Source organism: Nocardioides pollutisoli (genome assembly GCF_040045055.1).
Lineage (GTDB): Bacteria > Actinomycetota > Actinomycetes > Propionibacteriales > Nocardioidaceae > Nocardioides > Nocardioides tweenelious.
Map to the genome: position 1 here is coordinate 2729290 of NZ_JBDZDU010000001.1, position 18342 is coordinate 2747631.

General features: G+C 72.0%; 22 protein-coding genes. 13 read left to right on the plus strand and 9 right to left on the minus strand.

The features are described from left to right. Positions 1–3 precede the first annotated feature (3 nt). Together ABLE68_RS13315 and ABLE68_RS13320 are read right to left on the minus strand one after the other, a co-directional pair. A complete protein-coding gene (locus ABLE68_RS13315; protein WP_348871935.1) occupies positions 4–798 on the minus strand; it encodes an enoyl-CoA hydratase/isomerase family protein in 795 nt (264 codons plus the stop codon). Between the two features lie 21 nt (positions 799–819). Beyond that, the gene (locus ABLE68_RS13320) at positions 820–1596 is read right to left on the minus strand and encodes a PaaX family transcriptional regulator (protein ID WP_348871936.1); all 777 of its coding nucleotides are present in this window, start codon (positions 1594–1596) and stop codon (positions 820–822) included. A gap of 148 nt (positions 1597–1744) precedes the next feature. Here ABLE68_RS13320 and ABLE68_RS13325 point away from each other — a divergent pair, with 148 nt between their 5' ends. From ABLE68_RS13325 to ABLE68_RS13335, 3 genes are all read left to right on the plus strand, one after another. Beyond that, a complete protein-coding gene (locus tag ABLE68_RS13325; RefSeq protein WP_082574674.1) occupies positions 1745–1912 on the plus strand; it encodes a DUF3117 domain-containing protein in 168 nt (55 codons plus the stop codon). 157 nt (positions 1913–2069) lie between these two features. Beyond that, positions 2070–3476, plus strand: coding sequence for a leucyl aminopeptidase family protein (locus ABLE68_RS13330; protein ID WP_348871937.1), 1407 nt, complete (start codon positions 2070–2072; stop codon positions 3474–3476). Next, the gene (locus ABLE68_RS13335; RefSeq protein ID WP_348871938.1) at positions 3473–3823 is read left to right on the plus strand and encodes a hypothetical protein; all 351 of its coding nucleotides are present in this window, start codon (positions 3473–3475) and stop codon (positions 3821–3823) included. The genes ABLE68_RS13330 and ABLE68_RS13335 overlap by 4 nt, the downstream gene beginning before the upstream one ends. A gap of 15 nt (positions 3824–3838) precedes the next feature. On the opposite strand, the gene ABLE68_RS13340 is transcribed toward ABLE68_RS13335, so the two are convergent. Then, positions 3839–4480, minus strand: a complete 642-nt coding sequence (locus tag ABLE68_RS13340; RefSeq protein WP_348871940.1) for an O-methyltransferase — start codon at positions 4478–4480, stop codon at positions 3839–3841. Positions 4481–4655: 175 nt separating this feature from the next. Here ABLE68_RS13340 and sigE point away from each other — a divergent pair, with 175 nt between their 5' ends. From sigE to ABLE68_RS13355, 3 genes are read left to right on the plus strand one after another with little or no spacing between them, the layout of a single operon-like run. Beyond that, the gene (gene sigE / locus ABLE68_RS13345; protein WP_425475628.1) at positions 4656–5261 is read left to right on the plus strand and encodes an RNA polymerase sigma factor SigE; all 606 of its coding nucleotides are present in this window, start codon (positions 4656–4658) and stop codon (positions 5259–5261) included. Then, positions 5258–5746 (plus strand): anti-sigma factor, encoded by a 489-nt coding sequence (locus ABLE68_RS13350; protein ID WP_348871942.1) that lies wholly within the window; start codon positions 5258–5260, stop codon positions 5744–5746. Before sigE ends, ABLE68_RS13350 begins: the two co-directional genes overlap by 4 nt. Positions 5747–5794: 48 nt before the next feature. Further along, positions 5795–7117, plus strand: coding sequence for a S1C family serine protease (locus ABLE68_RS13355; RefSeq protein WP_348871943.1), 1323 nt, complete (start codon positions 5795–5797; stop codon positions 7115–7117). A 102-nt stretch (positions 7118–7219) separates the two neighbouring features. Here the strand turns inward: ABLE68_RS13355 and ABLE68_RS13360 are convergent, their stop codons facing one another. Next, a complete protein-coding gene (locus tag ABLE68_RS13360; RefSeq protein WP_348871945.1) occupies positions 7220–7456 on the minus strand; it encodes a helix-turn-helix domain-containing protein in 237 nt (78 codons plus the stop codon). Between the two features lie 98 nt (positions 7457–7554). Between ABLE68_RS13360 and ABLE68_RS13365 the strand changes: the two genes are divergently transcribed. Genes ABLE68_RS13365 through ABLE68_RS13375 form a run of 3 tightly spaced genes read left to right on the plus strand, consistent with a single transcriptional unit; the run spans position 7555 to position 10286 of the window. After that, positions 7555–8208, plus strand: a complete 654-nt coding sequence (locus ABLE68_RS13365) for a hypothetical protein (protein WP_348871946.1) — start codon at positions 7555–7557, stop codon at positions 8206–8208. 3 nt (positions 8209–8211) lie between these two features. Further along, on the plus strand, positions 8212–9435 hold the full coding sequence (locus tag ABLE68_RS13370; RefSeq protein ID WP_348871948.1) for a CpaE/TadZ family protein: 1224 nt from the start codon (positions 8212–8214) through the stop codon (positions 9433–9435). A gap of 53 nt (positions 9436–9488) precedes the next feature. After that, on the plus strand, positions 9489–10286 hold the full coding sequence (locus tag ABLE68_RS13375; protein ID WP_348871949.1) for a hypothetical protein: 798 nt from the start codon (positions 9489–9491) through the stop codon (positions 10284–10286). A 119-nt stretch (positions 10287–10405) separates the two neighbouring features. On the opposite strand, the gene ABLE68_RS13380 is transcribed toward ABLE68_RS13375, so the two are convergent. Together ABLE68_RS13380 and ABLE68_RS13385 are read right to left on the minus strand one after the other, a co-directional pair. Continuing rightward, on the minus strand, positions 10406–11737 hold the full coding sequence (locus tag ABLE68_RS13380) for a hypothetical protein (protein ID WP_348871951.1): 1332 nt from the start codon (positions 11735–11737) through the stop codon (positions 10406–10408). Positions 11738–11746: 9 nt separating this feature from the next. Further along, a complete protein-coding gene (locus tag ABLE68_RS13385; RefSeq protein WP_348871952.1) occupies positions 11747–12109 on the minus strand; it encodes a hypothetical protein in 363 nt (120 codons plus the stop codon). 161 nt (positions 12110–12270) lie between these two features. Between ABLE68_RS13385 and ABLE68_RS13390 the strand changes: the two genes are divergently transcribed. The 3 genes from ABLE68_RS13390 to pruA all read left to right on the plus strand — a co-directional run bounded on the left by ABLE68_RS13390 (position 12271) and on the right by pruA (position 15832). Further along, on the plus strand, positions 12271–13719 hold the full coding sequence (locus tag ABLE68_RS13390; protein ID WP_348871954.1) for a WS/DGAT/MGAT family O-acyltransferase: 1449 nt from the start codon (positions 12271–12273) through the stop codon (positions 13717–13719). Then, on the plus strand, positions 13716–14063 hold the full coding sequence (locus ABLE68_RS13395; RefSeq protein ID WP_348871955.1) for a DUF6912 family protein: 348 nt from the start codon (positions 13716–13718) through the stop codon (positions 14061–14063). Before ABLE68_RS13390 ends, ABLE68_RS13395 begins: the two co-directional genes overlap by 4 nt. A gap of 140 nt (positions 14064–14203) precedes the next feature. After that, positions 14204–15832, plus strand: a complete 1629-nt coding sequence (gene pruA, locus ABLE68_RS13400; protein ID WP_348871956.1) for an L-glutamate gamma-semialdehyde dehydrogenase — start codon at positions 14204–14206, stop codon at positions 15830–15832. A gap of 55 nt (positions 15833–15887) precedes the next feature. Here pruA and ABLE68_RS13405 read toward each other — a convergent pair whose 3' ends face one another. Continuing rightward, a complete protein-coding gene (locus ABLE68_RS13405) occupies positions 15888–16958 on the minus strand; it encodes an alkene reductase (protein WP_348871957.1) in 1071 nt (356 codons plus the stop codon). A 101-nt stretch (positions 16959–17059) separates the two neighbouring features. Here ABLE68_RS13405 and ABLE68_RS13410 point away from each other — a divergent pair, with 101 nt between their 5' ends. After that, entirely contained in the window at positions 17060–17242 is a 183-nt protein-coding gene (locus ABLE68_RS13410) for a hypothetical protein (RefSeq protein ID WP_348871958.1), read from the plus strand. On the opposite strand, the gene ABLE68_RS13415 is transcribed toward ABLE68_RS13410, so the two are convergent. Both ABLE68_RS13415 and ABLE68_RS13420 read right to left on the minus strand, forming a co-directional pair. Further along, the gene (locus tag ABLE68_RS13415; RefSeq protein ID WP_348871960.1) at positions 17227–17709 is read right to left on the minus strand and encodes a DUF2505 domain-containing protein; all 483 of its coding nucleotides are present in this window, start codon (positions 17707–17709) and stop codon (positions 17227–17229) included. The two genes, ABLE68_RS13410 and ABLE68_RS13415, sit on opposite strands and share 16 nt — an antisense overlap. Further along, positions 17706–18191 (minus strand): DUF2505 domain-containing protein, encoded by a 486-nt coding sequence (locus tag ABLE68_RS13420; RefSeq protein WP_348871961.1) that lies wholly within the window; start codon positions 18189–18191, stop codon positions 17706–17708. Before ABLE68_RS13420 ends, ABLE68_RS13415 begins: the two co-directional genes overlap by 4 nt. Between the last annotated feature and the right edge of the window lie 151 nt (positions 18192–18342).

An 18342-nucleotide genomic window follows, 5' to 3' on the forward strand; every position in this document is an offset into this window, starting at 1 on the left:
GGGTCAGCGACCCTCGAAGACCGGCTTCTCCTTGGCCACGAACGCCGCGACCGCGGCCGCGTGGTCGGCGGTCGCGCCGGTCTTGGTCATCATCGCGCTCTCGAACTCCAGCGAGTCCTCGAAGGAGTGGCCCGCGGAGAACGCGACCGACTGCCGCATGGCGCCCAGCGCGACCGTCGGGCCGGCCGCGAGCCGGGCCGCGAGAGAGGCCACCTCGGCGGCCAGCTCGTCGGCCGGCACGACCGACGTGGCCAGTCCGAGCTCGAGCGCGTCCTGGGCGGAGATCGTCGACGGGAAGTAGAGGAGCTCGATCGCCTTCGCCCGGCCGACCAGCCGCTGCAGGGTGTAGCTCGCCCCGGTGTCGCAGGAGAGCGCGACGTTCGCGAACGCGAGGTTGAAGCCGGCCGTGTCGGCCACGATCCGCAGGTCGCAGGCGAAGGCGAGGCTGGACCCGGCGCCCGCGGCCACGCCGTTGACGGCGGCGATGACCGGCTTCGCCATCCCCGCGAGCGCGGTCACGGTCGGGTTGTAGTGCTTGTCGACGGTCGTGAAGAGGACGTCGCTTCCGCCGTTGTGGAGCAGCTGGACGTGCTCCTTGAGGTCCTGCCCGGTGCAGAACGCCTTGCCGGTGCCGGTCAGCACCACGCAGCGCACGGCCGGGTCGTCGGCGACCTGCTGGACGATCTCCAGCAGCAGTTCCTTGGTCGCCACGTCGAGGCTGTTGTAGGCCTCGGGGCGGTTGAGGGTGATGGTGGCGACACCGTCGGCGATGTCGAGCAGGACGGGAGACTCACTCATGGCGGCAGTCTGGCAGACGGGTCAGACGCCGAGGCAGCGGGCGACGAACCGGTCGGTCCCGGGCTTGAGCTCGTCGGCGCGCTCGGCGAAGAGGTCGGCCGCGGCGCGGCCAGGCCACTCGTCCGGCAGGAGGGCCGGCGGCAGCCCGGGGTCGGCGAAGAGGAACTTGCGCCACTCGTGGACGAGGTGGAAGCGCGCCGCGAACGCGGCCTCGTCGCCGTCGTCGTGGGCCTCGAGGTGCTGGTCGACCAGCTCGTCGGCCGAGCTCAGCCAGGCGTCGTACGACGAACGCAGCCCGTCGAGGTCCCACGCGCCCGTCGGGAGCGGGTCGAACCCGTCGGCGCGCGCGGTGCGGGCCCGGGCTCCGGCGCGCTCGAGGATCGAGTCGAGCTCGGCACGCGGGAAGGGGCTGACCCAGACGTTGTCGGACAGCTCGGCGTAGCCGACGAAGGCCAGGTCGGCCCGGAGCCGGGTGCGCGCGGTGCGACTGGCGGGCGGCTCGACGAACGCGAGCTGCCAGGTGCCGTCCCAGGTCGGCAGGTGCCGGCCGTAGACGCGGTCGCCCGCGTCGTCGAGGCGGCGGTTCGCGCGGTCGGTGGTGCGGTAGCCGCGCCCGCCGTCGAGCTGGACCGGCTCGAGCCAGCCCTGCATGACCATCCGGGAGATCGCGGTGCGGACCGCGGGGGCCGCGATCCCGACCGGGTCCAACATGCGGACGACGGCCGCGACGGGGGCCTCGCTGCCGCGGGCGCGCAGGTGGTCGCCGTACACGTCGAAGAGCGCCGAACGAGCCTGCATGACCCGAGTCTGCCAGCCCCGAGATGGTCCGGGTCCTGCCCTGTGCTCCACGTCACCGGCGGATAGGGGATAATGGTGTCGCGTACGGCGCCGCAAGCCCGCTCGGAGGCTCTGCTGGCGCCCTGATCATGCGAAGGAAGGTGCGCGGATGGCGGCGATGAAGCCGCGGACGGGCGACGGTCCGCTGGAGGTCACCAAGGAAGGACGCGGCATTGTCATGCGCGTCCCGCTCGAAGGTGGTGGCCGCCTCGTTGTCGAGCTGAACGCCGAGGAGGCCGGCGCACTCGGGGATGCCCTCAAGGACGTCGTCGGCTGACGCCGTGACGACCCAGAGAAGTACGGCGTCCTCGATACTTCCGAGCCAGGTCTCGCCCCCCGAATTCGCACTCAGTGCGGCCCTGCCGCACGCCGTTCTCGGAGCCGACGTGGTGGCCCTGCCTGTCCTACCGGCAGAGCAGGGTGACGGACCGCTGGTGGGTCCGGGCGCCGCGGAGCTCTCGGACGTGCTCGGGATCGACCTGCTGGGCGTGCTCGAGGTCGCCGGAGCGACGGGCAGGACCGGCGAGGTCACCACCGTGCCGGTGCCGCTCGGTGCCCCGGACAACGCCGACCTGCGCGTGGTGCTGCTCGTCGGCGTCGGCGCCCAGCAGGCCGTGGACTTCCGGCGAGCCGGCGCGGCGTTGGCGCGAGCCACCCGCGACCGCAGTGCGGTCGCGACCTCGATCCCGGCGCTCGCGCCCGAGGTGGCGCTCGCGCCGTTCGTGGTCGGCGCGATGCTCGGCTCGTTCGCGTTCCACTGGCGTTCGGGCCCGCCCGACCACCGGCCCGTGGCCAAGGTGGTGCTGGCCGAGGTGCCCGACGACCACGGCCCGGCGCTCACGCGCGCCGTGGCGGTCGGCGGTGCCTCGTGGCGCTCCCGGATGCTGTGCACGGTCCCCTCCAACGTCAAGAACCCCGCGTGGCTCGCCCAGCAGGCCGAGGCGCTGGCCCAGGAGGCCGGGCTGTCGGTCAAGGTCTGGGACGAGAGCGCGCTCGCGGCCGAGGGCTTCGGCGGGATCCTCGGTGTCGGTCAGGCGTCGGCGACCCCGCCGCGGCTGATCCGCCTCGACTACGCGCCGCCCAAGGCCGGGCGGCGGACCCCCACGGTGGTGCTGGTCGGCAAGGGCATCACCTTCGACACCGGCGGCCTCTCGATCAAGCCCGGCGAGGCGATGGCCACGATGAAGCGCGACATGACCGGCGGTGCCGTGGTGATGGCGACGATGGCCGCGCTGGCGGCGGTCGACTGCCCGGTGCGGGTCGTCGGGCTGGTCGCGGCGGCCGAGAACGCCGTGGGCGGCAACGCGCTGCGGCCCGGGGACGTCGTGTCCCACTACGGCGGCCGGACCAGCGAGGTCACCAACACCGACGCCGAGGGCAGACTGGTCCTCGCCGACGGCCTCGCGTACGCCGTCGCCGAGCTCGACCCGGCGGTCATGGTCGACGTCGCCACGCTGACCGGCGCGATCAAGGTCGCCCTCGGGCAGCAGATCGGCGGCATCTTCTCCAACGACGATGCCCTGGCTGCCACGATCCGCGCCGCCGGCGATGCTGCCGGTGAGCCGCTGTGGCGCTTCCCGCTGACGGAGGCCTACGAGTCGAAGCTCGTCTCCTCGGTCGCCGACGCCGACAACGCGCCCGGTGGCCCGGGTGCGATCACGGCGGCCCTCTTCCTCCAGCACTTCGTCGGCGACGTTCCCTGGGCGCACCTCGACATCGCCTCGGTCGGAGACGCCCCCGAGGAGAGCTACGAGTGGACCACCGGCCCGACCGGGTTCGGCGTCCGTGCGCTGCTCGAGTGGCTGGGATCGCCCGAGCCGCTCGCCGGGATCGGCACGTGACCGGATCGCGGCCCGGCCTCACCGTGCGCTGGTCGCTCGTGGGGGCTCCCGAGGGCGTCGAGGCGGAGCTGGCGTCGTACGTCGCCGAAACCTCGCACGCCCGCTTCTCGACGATGGAGGGCCTGCGGTTCAAGACCTGGCGCTCGCGTCCGGGCGAGTGGTTCGAGGGCTGCTACGTCTTCGCGACCGACGAGGTCCGCGACGAGTTCCAGCGCACCTTCACCGCGACCGCCGACGAGTCGCCGGGCTCGCGGATCATCGGCAGCTCGCCGATCCTGATCGAGGCGTGCTCGATCGTCGCCGTCGCCGAGGGAGCCGACGGCTTCCTCGCCGCACCGCGCTACTGAGCCGGGCCCGACACCTCAGTCGGCGTCCGGGCTCCACTCCTTCTTGGCGACCAGCAGTCCGTCGCCGACGGGCAGCAGCACGGGCACGAGCGCGTCGTGCTCAGCGACCTGCCGACCGAGCTCGCGGATCGCGACGGTCTCCTCGTCGCGCTGGGCCGGGTCGGCCACGCGGTCGTGCCAGAGAGCGTTGTCGAAGGCCACGACGCCACCGGGCCGCAGCAGGCGGAGCGCCTCGGCGAGGTAGGCGGAGTACTCCGCCTTGTCGCCGTCGCAGAAGACCAGGTCGTAGTGACCGTCGGTGAGCCGGGGGAGCACGTCGAGGGCCGCGCCGGAGATGGTCCGGGCCCGCTGGGTGGGGATCCCGGCCTCGTTGAAGGACTGCCGGGCGAGGCGCTGGTGCTCGGCCTCGATGTCGACGGTCGTCAGCACGCCGTCGCCGCGCATCCCGCGCAGCAGCCAGAGGCCGGAGACACCGGTGCCGGTGCCGATCTCGACCACCGCGCGGGCGTCGAGGACGGAGGCGAGGAACCGCAACGCGGCGCCGCCGCCGGAGCCGATCGGGGTGACGCCGACCTCGGCGGCACGAGCTCGGGCCGCGGCGAGGACATCGTCCTCCGCGACGTACTCCTCGGCGTAGGACCAGGTCGCAGGCTTCACGCGGCCAACCTAGCGCGATCGGGACGGATCCAGCGGGAACACCGCGCGAGGGTCGCTCGTTGTGACGATCGAGGCTGCTCACAGGATCCTCTCAGCAGCAGTCCCTACGGTGAGGAAGGACAGACCACTGTTCCCGCAAGCGCGCAAGCGTGGCCACCAGGCCGAGGAGGCCCCCATGGACGCAGCTCCCCTGCACGAGGGCACCCAGGGCGTGCCGTCGTGGGAGGAGATCGTCGAGAACCACTCCGACCGGGTCTACCGCCTCGCCTACCGCCTCACCGGCAACCGGCACGACGCCGAGGACCTCACCCAGGAGGTCTTCGTCCGCGTCTTCCGCTCGCTGTCGACCTACACCCCCGGCACCTTCGAGGGCTGGCTGCACCGCATCACCACCAACCTCTTCCTCGACCAGGCCCGCCGCAAGCAGCGGATCCGCTTCGACGCGCTCTCCGACGAGCGGGCCGAGCGCCTCACCAGCAGCTCGCCGAGCCCGGACGCGGCGTACGCCGACCGCACCTTCGACGACGACATCGAGCGCGCCCTCGCGACGCTGCCCCCGGATTTCCGTGCCGCGGTCGTGCTGTGCGACGTCGAGGGGCTGACCTACGAGGAGATCGCCGAGATCCTCGACGCCAAGCTCGGCACCGTCCGCTCCCGCATCCACCGCGGTCGCGCCATGCTGCGCTCCGCGCTGGCCCACCGCGCTCCGAGCGAGGGGCGGGTGCGGTACGCCGGTCCCGCCACCGGACCGCTGCTCACGGGCTGGGGGACCCCCACGTGATCGGGCACCTCGGCACGCGGACCAGCGCCCTGCTCGACGGCCGGCTGTCCGCCGAGGAGACCGAGCGGGCGTGGGAGCACGTGCACGGCTGCCACGCGTGCCGTGACCTGGTCGAGCGCGAGGGGTGGGTCAAGACCCGGCTCGCCGGCCTGGCCTACGACTGCTCGTCGGCGCCCGACGGGCTCAAGGGCTCGCTGCTCGGCGCGATCGGCTCGTCCCCGATGAGCATGACCCCGGGTGACACCTACCTGGCCATGAGCGCTCCCGACCACCGGCGGCGCAACGCCGGCCTGGCCGCGATCGGCGGCGGTGCCATCGGCGCCGCCGTGATGGGGGTGCTCGCCCTCGGCGCCGCTCCCGCCGACGCTCCCACGATCAACCGACCGGCGCCGGCCTCGATCACCCAGACCCGTGCACCGCAGGCGGCTGTTCCGAGCGAGCAGGTCGCGTGGCGGATGGCCCACAGCGGCTCCCGCCAGCCCTGACCGACACCCGCCACGCGTGGAATTGGCGCGACCGGACAAGATAGACCTGTGACGCAGGACGACGACCGGGGCGAGGGCACGCCCGACGAGCCCACCCGACCGCTCCCGTTCGCCTCGCCCTCGGGCCCGCCGCCGGTCCAGCCGCCCGTCCCGCCCTCGGGACCGCCCACGTGGGTCCCGCCGACCATCCAGGCGCCGCCGTACGCCCCGCAGGCGACCTGGGCGGGCTACGCGCCGTACCCGACGCCCCCGCCGCGACCGGTCGTGCCCCAGGGTCGGGTCCCGGCGTGGATGTGGCCGGTGGTCTGCGTCCTCGCGCTGGTGCTCGGTCTGTTCGGGGGTGCGCTCGGAGGCCTCGCGTACGACCAGGTCCACGACCAGGACGGCACCGTCAGCAACGGTCTCGACGGCGTCGACACCGTCACGACGCCCCAGCTGCCCGCCGACAACGGCTCGATCGCCGCGGTCGCCCAGAAGCTGCTCCCGAGCACCGTCCAGATCATCGCGGAGTACCAGGGCCAGGCCGGTGGCGCGACGGGGTCGGGCTTCGTGCTCGACCGTCAGGGCCACATCATCACCAACAACCACGTCGTGGCGGACGCGGCGTCCGACAGCGGTCCGGTCGAGATCGTCGACCAGGACGGGCGTCGCTACAAGGCGACCATCGTCGGTCGGAGCGCGGTCTACGACCTGGCCGTCCTCTTCGCCCCCGAGGCGCGCCGGCTGCAGCCGGCCGCGCTCGGCTCCTCGCAGCGGCTCGTCGTGGGGGAGGGCGTCGTGGCCTTCGGCTCCCCGCTCGGCCTCAGCTCGACGGTCACCGCCGGCATCGTGAGCGCGCTGCACCGCCCGGTCACCACCGGTGACGCCGGCAACGACTCGTCGTACATCAACGCGATCCAGACGGACGCGGCGATCAACCCCGGCAACTCCGGTGGTCCGCTGGTCAACCTGCGGGCGCAGGTGATCGGGGTCAACTCCGCGATCGCGACCACCGGTGGCACCGTCGGGGGACAGTCCGGCAACATCGGCGTCGGCTTCGCGATCCCGATCGAGCAGGTGCGCATCACCGCCGACCAGATCCTGCGGACCGGTGAGGCGAAGTACCCCGTCATCGGCGCGAAGGTGAAGACGGGCGACACCGGCGGCGACGGCGCCGAGATCGACTCGGTCATGCCCGGCACCCCGGCCGAGGACAGCGGGCTGCGCAAGGGCGACGTCATCGTCGCGGTCAACGGCGCCCGGGTCACCGACGGCATCGCGCTGATCGTCGCGATCCGGTCGCACCAGCCCGGCGAGAAGGTGGAGTTCACCGTCGAGCGCGACGGCGGCGAGCAGAAGGTCTCGGTCACCCTCGACGGCGAGGTGGGCTAGCGGGGACGCGCCAGCGGACCCGCTGATGGTGGTCGAGCGAGCCGCGCCGACCGAGGAACGAGGTCGCGACCGGCGTGTCGAGACCCAGTCAGATGTCCTGGATCATGTTTCCGGCTCGGCCTCGACGAACGGGTGCTCGTCGACGAAGGTCCGGGTCTCGGTGTACATCCGGGAGATGTACTGCTCGAGCTGCTCGGACTCGACCCGCCACTGGCCGCGGCCGCCGATCTTGATGGCGGGCAGGTCGCCGCGCCGGACCAGGGCGTAGACCTGGGCGCTGGAGGTGTTGAGCACCTCCGCGACGTCGGCGAGGGTGAGGAATCGGGGCGTGCCGGCCATGACCCCATCGTCGCACCTCGGATCCCCCGAGGGGACGTGGCCCGCGGGGCTGTGGATGACCGGGTTTCGGTGGGTACGGCGAGGGCCATCATGTCCGCGTGAGTCTCGGCACGGACCCGGTTCCCGCTGCCACCCGGACCAGCCGGCCAGGGTGGCGCGATCCGCGCCTGTGGGTCGGGATCCTGATCGTCGCGGTCTCCGTCGTCGCCGGCGCCCGGCTGCTCTCCGCGGCCGACGACACGGTCGCGGTCTGGGCGGTCGCGACCAATGCCGGCCCCGGCGCCGAGCTCACCAGTGCCGACCTCGTCGCCCACCGGGTCCGGTTCGCCGACGCGGGTGACCTGGACGGCTACTTCCGGGCCGACGACGAGCTGCCGAGCGACCTGCGCCTGGTGCGCGGCGTCGGCGCGGGCGAGCTGCTGCCGCGGGCGGCCGTGGGCGCGGCCGACGCACCCGCCGACACGGTCGAGCTGCCGGTCGCGGTCGAGCCCGCCCAGGTGCCGCCGTCGGTGCGCACCGGCTCCGTCGTCGACGTCTACCTGTCCGGGGGCTCCGGCAAGCACCCGCAGGTCGCCACCCCGGTCCTCCAGGAGGCCACCGTGGTCGACGCGCCGAGTGTCGACGCCGGCTTCGGGGGAGCCGTCGGGGAGCGCCAGCTGGTCCTGGCGATCGACGAGGACGACGCGGCGGCCTACTTCGCGGCCGTCGGTGTCGTCGACAACCCCGTCCTGACCGTCGTACGCCGGGGCTGAGCCGTGGTGGACCGGGTCGTCGTCCTGATCGTCGCGTCCGGCGCCGCCTGGGAGCCTGCCGCGCTCCAGGTCCTGGCCGAGCACCCGCGGATCGTGGTGCTGAAGCGCTGCGTGGACGTCGACGACCTGCTGGCCGCGGCCTCCGCGGGCCAGGCCGACGTGGCGGTCGTCGGGATCGACGCCCCGGGCCTCGACCGGGCCGCGGTCGACCACCTGCGTGGTCACGGTGTCCGCCCGGTCGCGATCGCCGCCGGCGGCGCCACGCTCGACGGTGGTCGGTTGCGGGCGGGCCGGATCGGCATCCCGGTCGTGGTCACCGACGACCGGCTCGACGAGCTGCCCGACGAGATCTGCGCCGAGCGGCAGCCGCCCACCGCCGTCCGCCCTCCGCCGCCGGTAGGGCCTCCGCCGGGCCAGCCGGCCGCCCTCCCGGCGCGGCCGGTCCCCGGCCGGGTGATCGCCGTGTGGGGACCGGCGGGGGCGCCCGGTCGCACGACGGTCGCCGCGGCGGTCGCCGCCGAGATCGGGCGCCGGAGGCGTCGTACCGTCCTGGTCGACGCCGATCCCTACGGAGGCGCCGTCGCGCAACAGCTCGGCATCCTCGACGAGGTCTCCGGGCTGCTCTCCGCCGCTCGGCTGACGAGCTCGGGCCAGCTCGCCGAGCGGTTCGGCTCGGTGCAGCGCGGGATCGACGCCCACCTGAGCGTGATCACCGGTCTGCCCCGCGGCGACCGGTGGGTCGAGGTGCGGTCCGGCACGCTCGAGGAGCTGCTCGAGGTCGCCGCCACGCAGGCGGAGGTCGTGGTCGACACCGGCTTCAGCCTCGAGGACGACCCGACGCCCGACTTCGGGTCCCGGCCCGCCCGCAACCAGATGACGCTGGCCGCCCTCGACGCCGCCGACGAGCTCCTCGTCGTGGGGAGCGCCGACCCGGTCGGGCTGTCCCGGCTGGCCCGGGGGCTGGTCGAGGTCCGGGAGCGGCGCCCGGGCCGGCCGGTGCAGGTGGTGGTCAACCGGATGCGGGCCTCGCTCGGGTGGAACGAGCGCGACATCGTGTCGATGGTGGCCGGGTTCAGCCGCACCAGCGCGGTCCACTTCCTGCCCGACGACCAGGTCGCGGTCGACCGTGCGCTGGTCTCCGGGCGCACCCTCGTCGAGGCGGGTGACTGTGCGCTGAGCCGGGCCGTCGCCCGGGTGGTCGACAGCCTGGTGCCCGTCCCCGCCTGAGGGGGCGATGTGAGGTAGTCCGATGGCCCGGATCTCTCAGCAGGGCCTCCGGGATGCCGAACACTCCTCTGTGGGAACTCGATGACCTCGAGCCGGCCGCTTCCGAGATGGAGGCCCGCCTGCTCTACCCCAGCGGACGGCGCAGTGTCGCCGTGTCGCCGCTGCTGGGTTCCGTCGTCCCCGCGCTGATCCCACGCATGTCCCGTGAGGAGCTCGGCATGCTCGGCGGGATGCGGGGCCCGGTCAGCCCCACCGTGCTCCCGGCCGGAGCGCCCCCCGACGCGCTCGTGAGCCAGATCCGCGTGCGCGCGAGCCTGGTCCGCTTCTACCTGGACCGGATGCCCGACCTGGACCGGATGCACCGCAACGGCGTCGACGCGCTCTGCGACATCGCGACCGTGCTGCACCTCGAGAGCTGGATCGACCCGGCGATCACGGGGCAGACCATGCGCCCGCTGCGCCAGCTGGTGGGTCCCGAGGAGGAGCTCGGCTTCGGTCCGTCGTACGTCGAGGTGCTCGCTGCGCTCCACAGCATCGCGGACTTCACCGGCAGCAGCCGGCGCGCGCAGGCCGTCACGCGCGCGTGGGTCGCGCGCCCCATCGGCTACTGGGACGAGGTCGCCGACGCGCTGCTCTCGGCCGCCACCGTCATGGGCCGACAGGTGTCGCTGCGCATGGTCAACCGGGTCACGGCGGTCTCCAGCGTCAACGTCCGCCAGAGCAGCGTCTTCCGCGCCACCCGTCTCCGGGCCGCCGCCGTGATCCTCGGCGACCTGGTCGACGACGAGCTGATCGTCGCCGCCAGCGAGCCGTGGCTCGCGGGTGTCGCGCCGGGGCCTGCTGCTGCCTGACGATCCGGTGGTTGAGGAGGTCGCGCGGCGACCGCACTCGTTGTCCCCCGCAGCCAACGCGGCTGCGTCGGTTTCCGGGGTTTCGAGACAGGACTTCGTCCTTCCTCAACCGCCGGGGGTCAGGCGGCGAAGAGGAGGTACAACCCGCCCACCGTGAACGCGATCATCGCGAACAGCAGCGGGAGCTGACCGGTGAGCTGGTGGCGCCGCGGCAGGATCCGGATGGCCCGGTCGTGGGCAGCGATGACACCGAGCACGTGGCCGGCGACGACCGCGACCACCTTGGTGTTGGCGAGCAGGGTCGGGTGGTAGCTCAGCCAGTAGCTGACCTGCAGGTTGCCGGTGCCGAGGTAGTTGCTGCCGTTGCTGAAGGGGTCGCTGAGCTGGATCAGGGTCAGCTGGCCGACCTCGACGAGATAGCTGAGGTAGTGGGCGACGACGTAGCCGACCACGATCGGGACCACGGAGTGCGCGAACAGGTTGGGCAGCTCGCGCCGCTTCAGGTCGTCGCCCAGGCCGGTCAGCATCGTGCCGGTCGCGAAGATCGCTCCCACCGCCACGCAGAAGGTCAGCAGCCCGAGGTTGTTCCAGGCGTAGCCGCTGAGGCCCTCGTGGTTCTGGACGAACTTCACCCAGTGCGCGGAGTCCTTGAACGAGTCGAACGCCGTGCTGCCGAAGAGCACCGCGACCACACCGATCAGGCCGGGGCGGACCGGCGTGGCGTCGAGGTTCGCCAGCGGGCTGCGGATCAGCAGCACGTCGTCCCGCCGGCCCCAGACCGACATCCGGGAGACCAGGGTCGAGTAGACCTCGAACGGGTCCGCCTTCTCGTAGAAGGTGTTGCCGAAGAGGGCTCCGCCGACGAGCATCACCGCGACGTACGCCGCGCACCACAGCCGGACCGGTCCGATCTCGGTGGAGTAGGGGTAGACCAGCTCGAGCCAGACGAACGCGAAGAGGCCGACGGCCGCCGGCCAGTGGCCGAGCCGCTCCGGGTAGGTGAAGACGCCGGTGTCCGGGTCGCTGCCCGAGATCTTGGCGAAGCCCAGGTTGATGGTGCGGACCGGGCTGATCGCCTTCCAGACCGGGCCGAACAGGAGCGAGAGCGGGACCAGGCCCACCCACCACCAGACGTAGAAGACGCCGAAGACCGGGTTGATGACCAGGTCCTTGCCGAAGATCGCGGCTGCGCCGACGTACAGGAAGACGACGAAGCCGACGACCCGCCACAGCACCCGCCACCAGGTCGAGTCGACGATCGCCACGATCCAGTCCGGCGCCGGACGACCGCTGGTGGCGGCGTCGTAGCGGGGGTTGCGCCACGCGACCGCGAGGACAGTGAAGGAGACGACCAGCGCGGCGGTGGCGCCGGCGATCGCCAGCTCGGGGGAGATCGGGAGGTCCTTCGCGCCGCCGAGCCCGTGCGCGAGGTTGATGCCGTCAGGTGACAACTCCCGGACCTACTTGACCTCGAGCTGGACGATGGTCTTCTCCAGCGTGTGCGACTCGACGACGACGATGCCGGGCTGGTCGATGCCCTTGATCGTGAAGGTGCTGTCGCCGGCCTCGTACTCGAACTCCTGCTCGGGGCTCGAGTGGACGTGGATCTCGCCCGGGGCGTCGGCCGTCACGTCGAGCTCGACGTCCTGCCCGACGGCGACGTCGACGCGATCGCCGTTCGGCGTCACGGAGTCACCGTCGATCGTGATCTGGATGACCTTGGGATCGGTCGAGCTGCTCGACGGGGCCTCGTCGCTGCCGCAGGCGCTGACGAAGGTCAACGTCGACAGGATCACGGCGAGGGCAGCCAGCGGTCGTCGCATGTTCGGTTTCCTCCACGTCGGTTCCGGGCAGGACCCGCCTGCCGGCATCTCGTCTGCCAGAATCCCATGCGGGACCAACTGTCGGTACGCCGCCCCGGCGCCCATGACGACGGGGACAGCGTCGACGGGCACCAGCACGCACGCAGGAACGAGGGGCATGGATGAGTGAGCGGCTGCGGCCACGTGACGTGGCCCTGCTTGCCGAGGAATCTCCGTCCACGCCCATGCACAACACCACGGTGGAGATCTTCGAGCCCGGCTCGTCCGGCTTCGACTACGCCCGCCTGGTCGAGCTCGTCCAGGAGCGGATCTCGTTCGTGCCGCGCTACCGGCAGCGGGTGCAGAGCGTCCCCGGACGGATGGCGAACCCCGTCTGGGTCGACGACGAGCACTTCGACATCGGCTACCACGTACGCCGATCCGCCCTGCCTCGACCGGGCTCGCTCGACCAGCTGCGGGAGCTCGTCTCGCGGATCGTCTCGCGCCCGCTGGACCGCAGCCGGCCGCTGTGGGAGATCTACGTCGTCGAGGGCCTGGCCGACGGCCAGGTCGCGCTGCTCTCCAAGTCCCACCTGGTGCTGGTCGACGGCATCGAGACCGTCGACCTGACCCAGGGGCTGCTCGACACCTCACCCGACGCCAAGCACCTCGGCGTCGACGAGTGGCGGCCCCGCCGCAGCCCGTCGCCGTTCGCGCTGATGGCGGGCGCCGCGAAGGACTCGGTGACCGACGTCGACACCGTCACCGACACGATCCGGACGACCACCGGCTCCGTGCTGCGCGGGTTCGCGGGTGCCGCGCGCACCACCGGCCGGGTGGCCGGTGCCCTGGCCAACCACACGCCGCGGTCGGACTCGCCCATCATCGGTCCGCTCTCGCAGCAGCGCCGCGTGGTCGCGGTGCGGACCGAGCTCGCCGACTACCGCAAGGTCCGCGAGGCGCACGGCGGCTCGGTCAACGACGTCGTGCTCGCGACGATCACGGGTGGCCTGCGGGCCTGGCTGATGACGCGCGGCGAGTCGATGCGCGGCGTACGCCGGGTGCGGGCGCTGGTGCCGGTCTCGGTGATCGACGACGAGCTCGAGCCCACCTCGCTGGGCAGCCAGATCGCGTCCCACTTCGTCGACCTGCCCGTCTGGGAGGCCAGCCCGGTCGTCCGCCTGCACCAGGTGTCCTACTCGTTCCTCGCGCACCAGGAGACCGGGCGCGGCGTCTCGGCGAGCCGGCTCGCGGCCATGTCCGGCTTCGCCCCCGCGACCTTCCACGCGCTCGGGTCGCGCGTGGCGGCCGACGAGCGCGGTCGCGGCTACGGACTGTGCGTCACCAACGTCCCGGGGCCGCAGGCGCCGCTCTACGCCGCCGGCGCCCAGATGATCGCGACCTATCCGGTGCCGCCGCTCTTCGAGGGACATCCGCTGGCGATCGGCGTGACGTCCTACAACGGATCCGTCTACTACGGCATCACCGCCGACCGCGACATGCTGCCCGACGCCGACCTGCTGGGCCCGTGCTTCCGCGAGTCGCTCGACGAGCTCGTCGACTCAGCGAGCGCCAGCCGCACCCGGGCTCCTCGCGGACGTCGCAAGCGCAAGCCTGCGGAGCCGACGTGACCACCCGCGTCTACCTGCCGCTGACCCTCGGGATGCTCGCGACGGCGTACGCCGAGGGGGAGGTCGTCGTGACCGACGCCGCGGTCGTCGCGGTCGACGACTCCGAGGACCAGGAGTACGCCGCCCTGATGACCGCGGCCGATGCCTCCACCGCGCTGCTCCACGGACCGGGTCGCCGGGTCGTCGCCGTCGCGGAGCTCGACAAGGAGCCCGAGACCGGCTGGACGATCCCGTTGAAGCGGATCGTCGCCGTCCACGCCGACACGGCCGACCGGCCGGTCGACGCCGACCCGGACGACGACCTCGGCTGGTTCGGGACCCAGGAGATCCCGTACCTCATTTGAGCTGCCCCGGAGCGAGCCTGCGAGGTCCGGGACCCAGCAGCCAGGTTGAGTAGTCGCGCGAGCGAGGGACGAGCTCGCGACCGGCGTATCGAAACCAAGGCATTTGGGGGGCTGCGCGCCCGAGTGAGAGCATCGCCAGCATGGACGCCATCACCTCTCCGCCAGTTCCGGTGAACGAGCCCAACCTGACCTACGCGCCGGGTAGCCCCGAGCGCGAGGCCCTGCTCACCGAGATCGAGAAGCTCGAGCGCAGGCCGAAGGACCTCAAGGCCCACATCGGCGGCCGTCGGAAGTCGGGCGGTGGTGCGGAGATCAAGGTCGTGCAGCCGCACGACCACCAGCACGTGCTCGGCACCCTGAAGAACTCCACGCAGGCCGACGCCCGCGCCGCGGTCAAGGCCGCGGGCGACGCCGCCCCCGGCTGGCGCGAGCTCAGCTTCGACGACCGCGCTGCGGTGATCCTCAAGGCCGCCGACCTGCTGGCCGGCCCGTGGCGCCAGCGGATCAACGCCGCCACGATGCTCGGCCAGTCGAAGACGGCGTTCCAGGCCGAGATCGACTCGGCCTGCGAGCTCATCGACTTCTGGCGCTACAACGTCCACTACGCGCGCGGCATCCTCGAGGACCAGCCGATCGCCAACAGCCCGGGCATCTGGAATCGCACCGACCACCGTCCGCTCGAGGGCTTCGTCTACGCGATCACGCCGTTCAACTTCACCGCGATCGCCGGCAACCTGCCGACCGCTCCCGCGCTCATGGGCAACACGGTCATCTGGAAGCCGTCGCCGACCCAGCAGCTCGCCGCGTCGCTGACGATGGAGCTGCTGGAGGAGGCCGGGATGCCGCCGGGCGTGATCAACATGCTGCCCGGCGACGGTCTCGAGGTCTCGAAGGTCGCGCTCGCCAGCCCCGACCTCGCCGGCATCCACTTCACCGGCTCGACCCCGACCTTCCAGCACCTCTGGCGCGAGGTCGGCAACAACATCGAGAACTACCGCTCCTACCCGCGCATCGTCGGTGAGACCGGCGGCAAGGACTTCGTCGTCGCGCACCCGTCGGCCGACCCCGAGGTCGTGCGGACGGCGCTGATCCGCGGCGCCTTCGAGTTCCAGGGCCAGAAGTGCTCGGCCGCGTCGCGCGCGTACGTCGCGCGCTCGGTGTGGAAGAAGATGCGCGACTCGTTCCTCGCCGAGGTCGAGGCGATCTCGATGGGCGACGTCACGGACTTCTCGAACTTCATGGGCGCGGTCATCGACGACCGGGCGTTCGCCAAGCACAAGGCGGCGATCGCGCGCGCCAAGCGCCAGAAGAAGCTCGACGTCGTCGTCGGCGGTGAGGTCGACGACTCGGTCGGCTACTTCGTGCGGCCGACCGTCGTCGAGTCGACCGACCCGACCGACCAGATGTTCACGACCGAGTACTTCGGCCCGATCCTGGTGGTCCACGTCTTCGAGGACGGCGACTACGAGAAGGTCGTGCGGGGCATGGAGTCGATCGCGCCGTACGCCCTCACGGGTGCGGTCATCGCCCAGGACCGCCGCGCGATCGCGTGGACGCAGGCCGAGCTCCGCTTCGCGGCCGGCAACTTCTACGTCAACGACAAGCCCACGGGCGCGGTCGTCGGTCAGCAGCCCTTCGGCGGCGGCCGGGCCAGCGGCACCAACGACAAGGCCGGTGCCGCGGTCAACCTGCTGCGCTGGACCTCGCCGCGGTCGATCAAGGAGACGTTCGTGCCGCCGACGGACTACCGCTACCCCTACATGCGCTGACCCTCAGGCACGTCGACCCGCCCGAAACTCTCGGGCGGGTCGACGTGATGTGAGGTCAGCTGGCGAGGGACGGGTAGTCCGTGTACCCCTCGGCGCCGCCGCCGTAGAACGTGGCCTCGTCGGGCTCGTTGAGCTCGGCGCCGGTCTCCCAGCGCTTCGGCAGGTCCGGGTTGGCCAGGAACAGGCGGCCGACCGCCACCGCGTCGGCGAGGTCCTGGTCGAGGATCGCCTGGGCCTTCTCGCGGGTGGTGATCTTGCCGAAGCCGTCGTTGGCGATCATCACGCCGCCGAAGTCCTTGCGGAGCTTCTGCACGAGCTCGTCGCTCGGCTCGGCGAGCACGCTCAGGTAGGCCAGGCCGAGCGGGGCGATGCCCTCGATGAGCGCGGTGTACGTCGCGGCCACGTCGGCCTCGTCGGTCTCGGTCGCGCCCTGGATGTTGTGGGCGGGCGAGATCCGGATGCCGACCCGCTCGGCGCCGATCGCCTCGGCGACGGCCCGGGTGACCTCGATGCCGAAGCGGGCGCGGTTGGCGGGCGACCCACCGTACTCGTCGGTGCGCTCGTTGGAGCCGGGCGCGAGGAACTGGTGGATCAGGTAGCCGTTGGCGGCGTGCACCTCGACGCCGTCCAGGCCGGCCTCGATCGCGTTGCGGGCGGCCGTGACGTACTCCTCGACGACCGCGGGGATCTCGTCGGTCGCGATCTCGCGGGGGACCGGGAACGGCTTGGGGCCGTCGGCGGTGAACATCTCGTCGGGCGCGGCGAGCGGGCTCGGCGCGATGATCTCCTCCCCACCGGTGTTGTCGGGGTGGGAGATCCGGCCGGCGTGCATCAGCTGGGCCACGATGCGGCCCCCGTTGGCGTGCACGGCGTCGGCGACGCGGCGCCAGCCCGCCAGCTGCTCGGGGGAGTGGAAGCCGGGGGTGTTCAGGTAGCCCTGGCCGCGGGCGCTGGGCTGCGAGCCCTCGGTGATGATCAGGCCGGCGGACGCGCGCTGGGAGTAGTACTCCACGGCCAGGTCGCCGGGGATCGTGCCCTCGGCGCGGTTGCGGGTCAGGGGCGCCATCACGAGACGGTTCGGGAGCTCCCAGGACTGGACGGTCAGGCCATCGAAAAGGTCAGGCACGTGTGCGTCTCCTCTGGTTGGGTCGCGGACGGGTACAGCGACACTGGGAGAACCGGGGCAGGTGCGCACGCGATTCCCCGTTCGGGCGAGAATGGTCCGCGATGAACGTCACGGTTTGGCTGGCAGCGCTCCACATGGGCGCGATGCACCCCTACGAGAAGGCGCTGACGCTGGTGCTCGCGTTCGCGCCGTTCGTGGTGCTGGCGGGGGTGATCGTCGTACGCCGCCGCCAGGACGAGCTCGAGGACGACCGGGCGGACGAGAGGGCTCAGCGCGACAAGTAGTCGCGCCCGGCGTTGCCCTCCGTCCGCAGCGCTGCGCGCAGCATGTCACCGATCAGCGACTCGATCTTGCCGCCGACCAGCGGGATGTTGACCTTGATCTCCACGTCGACGGTCTCGGTGGTGGTGCCACCGGACTCGACGAGCGTGATCGACCCCGTCATGGCTCCGGGCTTGCCGGGGATCGTGACGTGGAGGTCGGCGCGGTCGTCGGTGGACCACTCCTCGCGCTGGACGATGTTGATCTCGTCGCCGACGAACTTCTTCGCGAAGCCCGGGATGCCCTCGGCCGGCTGCACCTGGTCGACGACCACGGTCATCCCCACGCCGGAGCCGTCCAGCGTGATCTCGGACGGGGTGCCGCCCTGAGCGGTGCAGACCTCCTCGCGGAAGCCCCGGTCGGCGAGCATCGCCACGACCCGGGCCAGCGGCGCGTCGTACTCGATCTCGTGGGTGAGGTGCTTGCTCATCGGTTGCCTGCCAGGTAGGCGACACCGACCGCCTGGTCGGACTCGATGCCGGCGGCGACCTTGTCGGCGAGCAGCTTCTCGAGCTTGCCGCCGATGAGCGGGACCTTGATCCTCAGCTCCAGCTCGATCACCTCGCGCGTGGCGCTCGTGCCCTCGGGCTGGAGGGTGATGGTGCCCGTGACCTCGGACGGCTTGCCGGGCGCCTCGATGCGCAGGGTGCCGCTGGTGGCGTCCTTCCACACCTCGCGCTGGATGGCCCGGGTCGTGTCGCCGGCGAAGGTCCGGGCGAAGGCCGGCAGGTCGTCGGTGGGCTGCACCATGTCGACGGTCAGGGTGAAGCCGTCGCCGGCGGGCTCGAGCGTGACGTCGGCCGAGATCACCCCCTGCTCGGTGCAGCACTTCTCGCGGAAGGCGGGGTCGGCCAGCATCGCGAAGACCTCGGCGGGGGGCGCGTCGTACGTCAGCTCGTGTCGGAACTTCATGGCGGCCATCATGCCCACTCTCAAACCTGCCTACCGTCTCGCGCACGAGTGAGGCTGAGATCGGGTCCGGGGTAACGAGTAAAGGACTTCGTCCTTCCTCAACCTCCGGATAGACAGGACTTCGTCCTTCCTCGACCTCCGGAGATGACTC

Coding starts and splice junctions, on each gene's coding strand:
- ABLE68_RS13375 (WP_348871949.1), top strand. CDS start 9,489: ATGCCGAACACTCCTCTGTGGGAACTCGATGACCTCGAGCCGGCCGCT.
- ABLE68_RS13415 (WP_348871960.1), bottom strand. CDS start 17,709: ATGAGCAAGCACCTCACCCACGAGATCGAGTACGACGCGCCGCTGGCC.
- sigE (WP_425475628.1), top strand. CDS start 4,656: ATGGACGCAGCTCCCCTGCACGAGGGCACCCAGGGCGTGCCGTCGTGG.
- ABLE68_RS13410 (WP_348871958.1), top strand. CDS start 17,060: ATGAACGTCACGGTTTGGCTGGCAGCGCTCCACATGGGCGCGATGCAC.
- ABLE68_RS13385 (WP_348871952.1), bottom strand. CDS start 12,109: ATGCGACGACCGCTGGCTGCCCTCGCCGTGATCCTGTCGACGTTGACC.
- ABLE68_RS13360 (WP_348871945.1), bottom strand. CDS start 7,456: ATGGCCGGCACGCCCCGATTCCTCACCCTCGCCGACGTCGCGGAGGTG.
- ABLE68_RS13315 (WP_348871935.1), bottom strand. CDS start 798: ATGAGTGAGTCTCCCGTCCTGCTCGACATCGCCGACGGTGTCGCCACC.
- ABLE68_RS13320 (WP_348871936.1), bottom strand. CDS start 1,596: ATGCAGGCTCGTTCGGCGCTCTTCGACGTGTACGGCGACCACCTGCGC.
- ABLE68_RS13325 (WP_082574674.1), top strand. CDS start 1,745: ATGGCGGCGATGAAGCCGCGGACGGGCGACGGTCCGCTGGAGGTCACC.
- pruA (WP_348871956.1), top strand. CDS start 14,204: ATGGACGCCATCACCTCTCCGCCAGTTCCGGTGAACGAGCCCAACCTG.
- ABLE68_RS13390 (WP_348871954.1), top strand. CDS start 12,271: ATGAGTGAGCGGCTGCGGCCACGTGACGTGGCCCTGCTTGCCGAGGAA.
- ABLE68_RS13420 (WP_348871961.1), bottom strand. CDS start 18,191: ATGAAGTTCCGACACGAGCTGACGTACGACGCGCCCCCCGCCGAGGTC.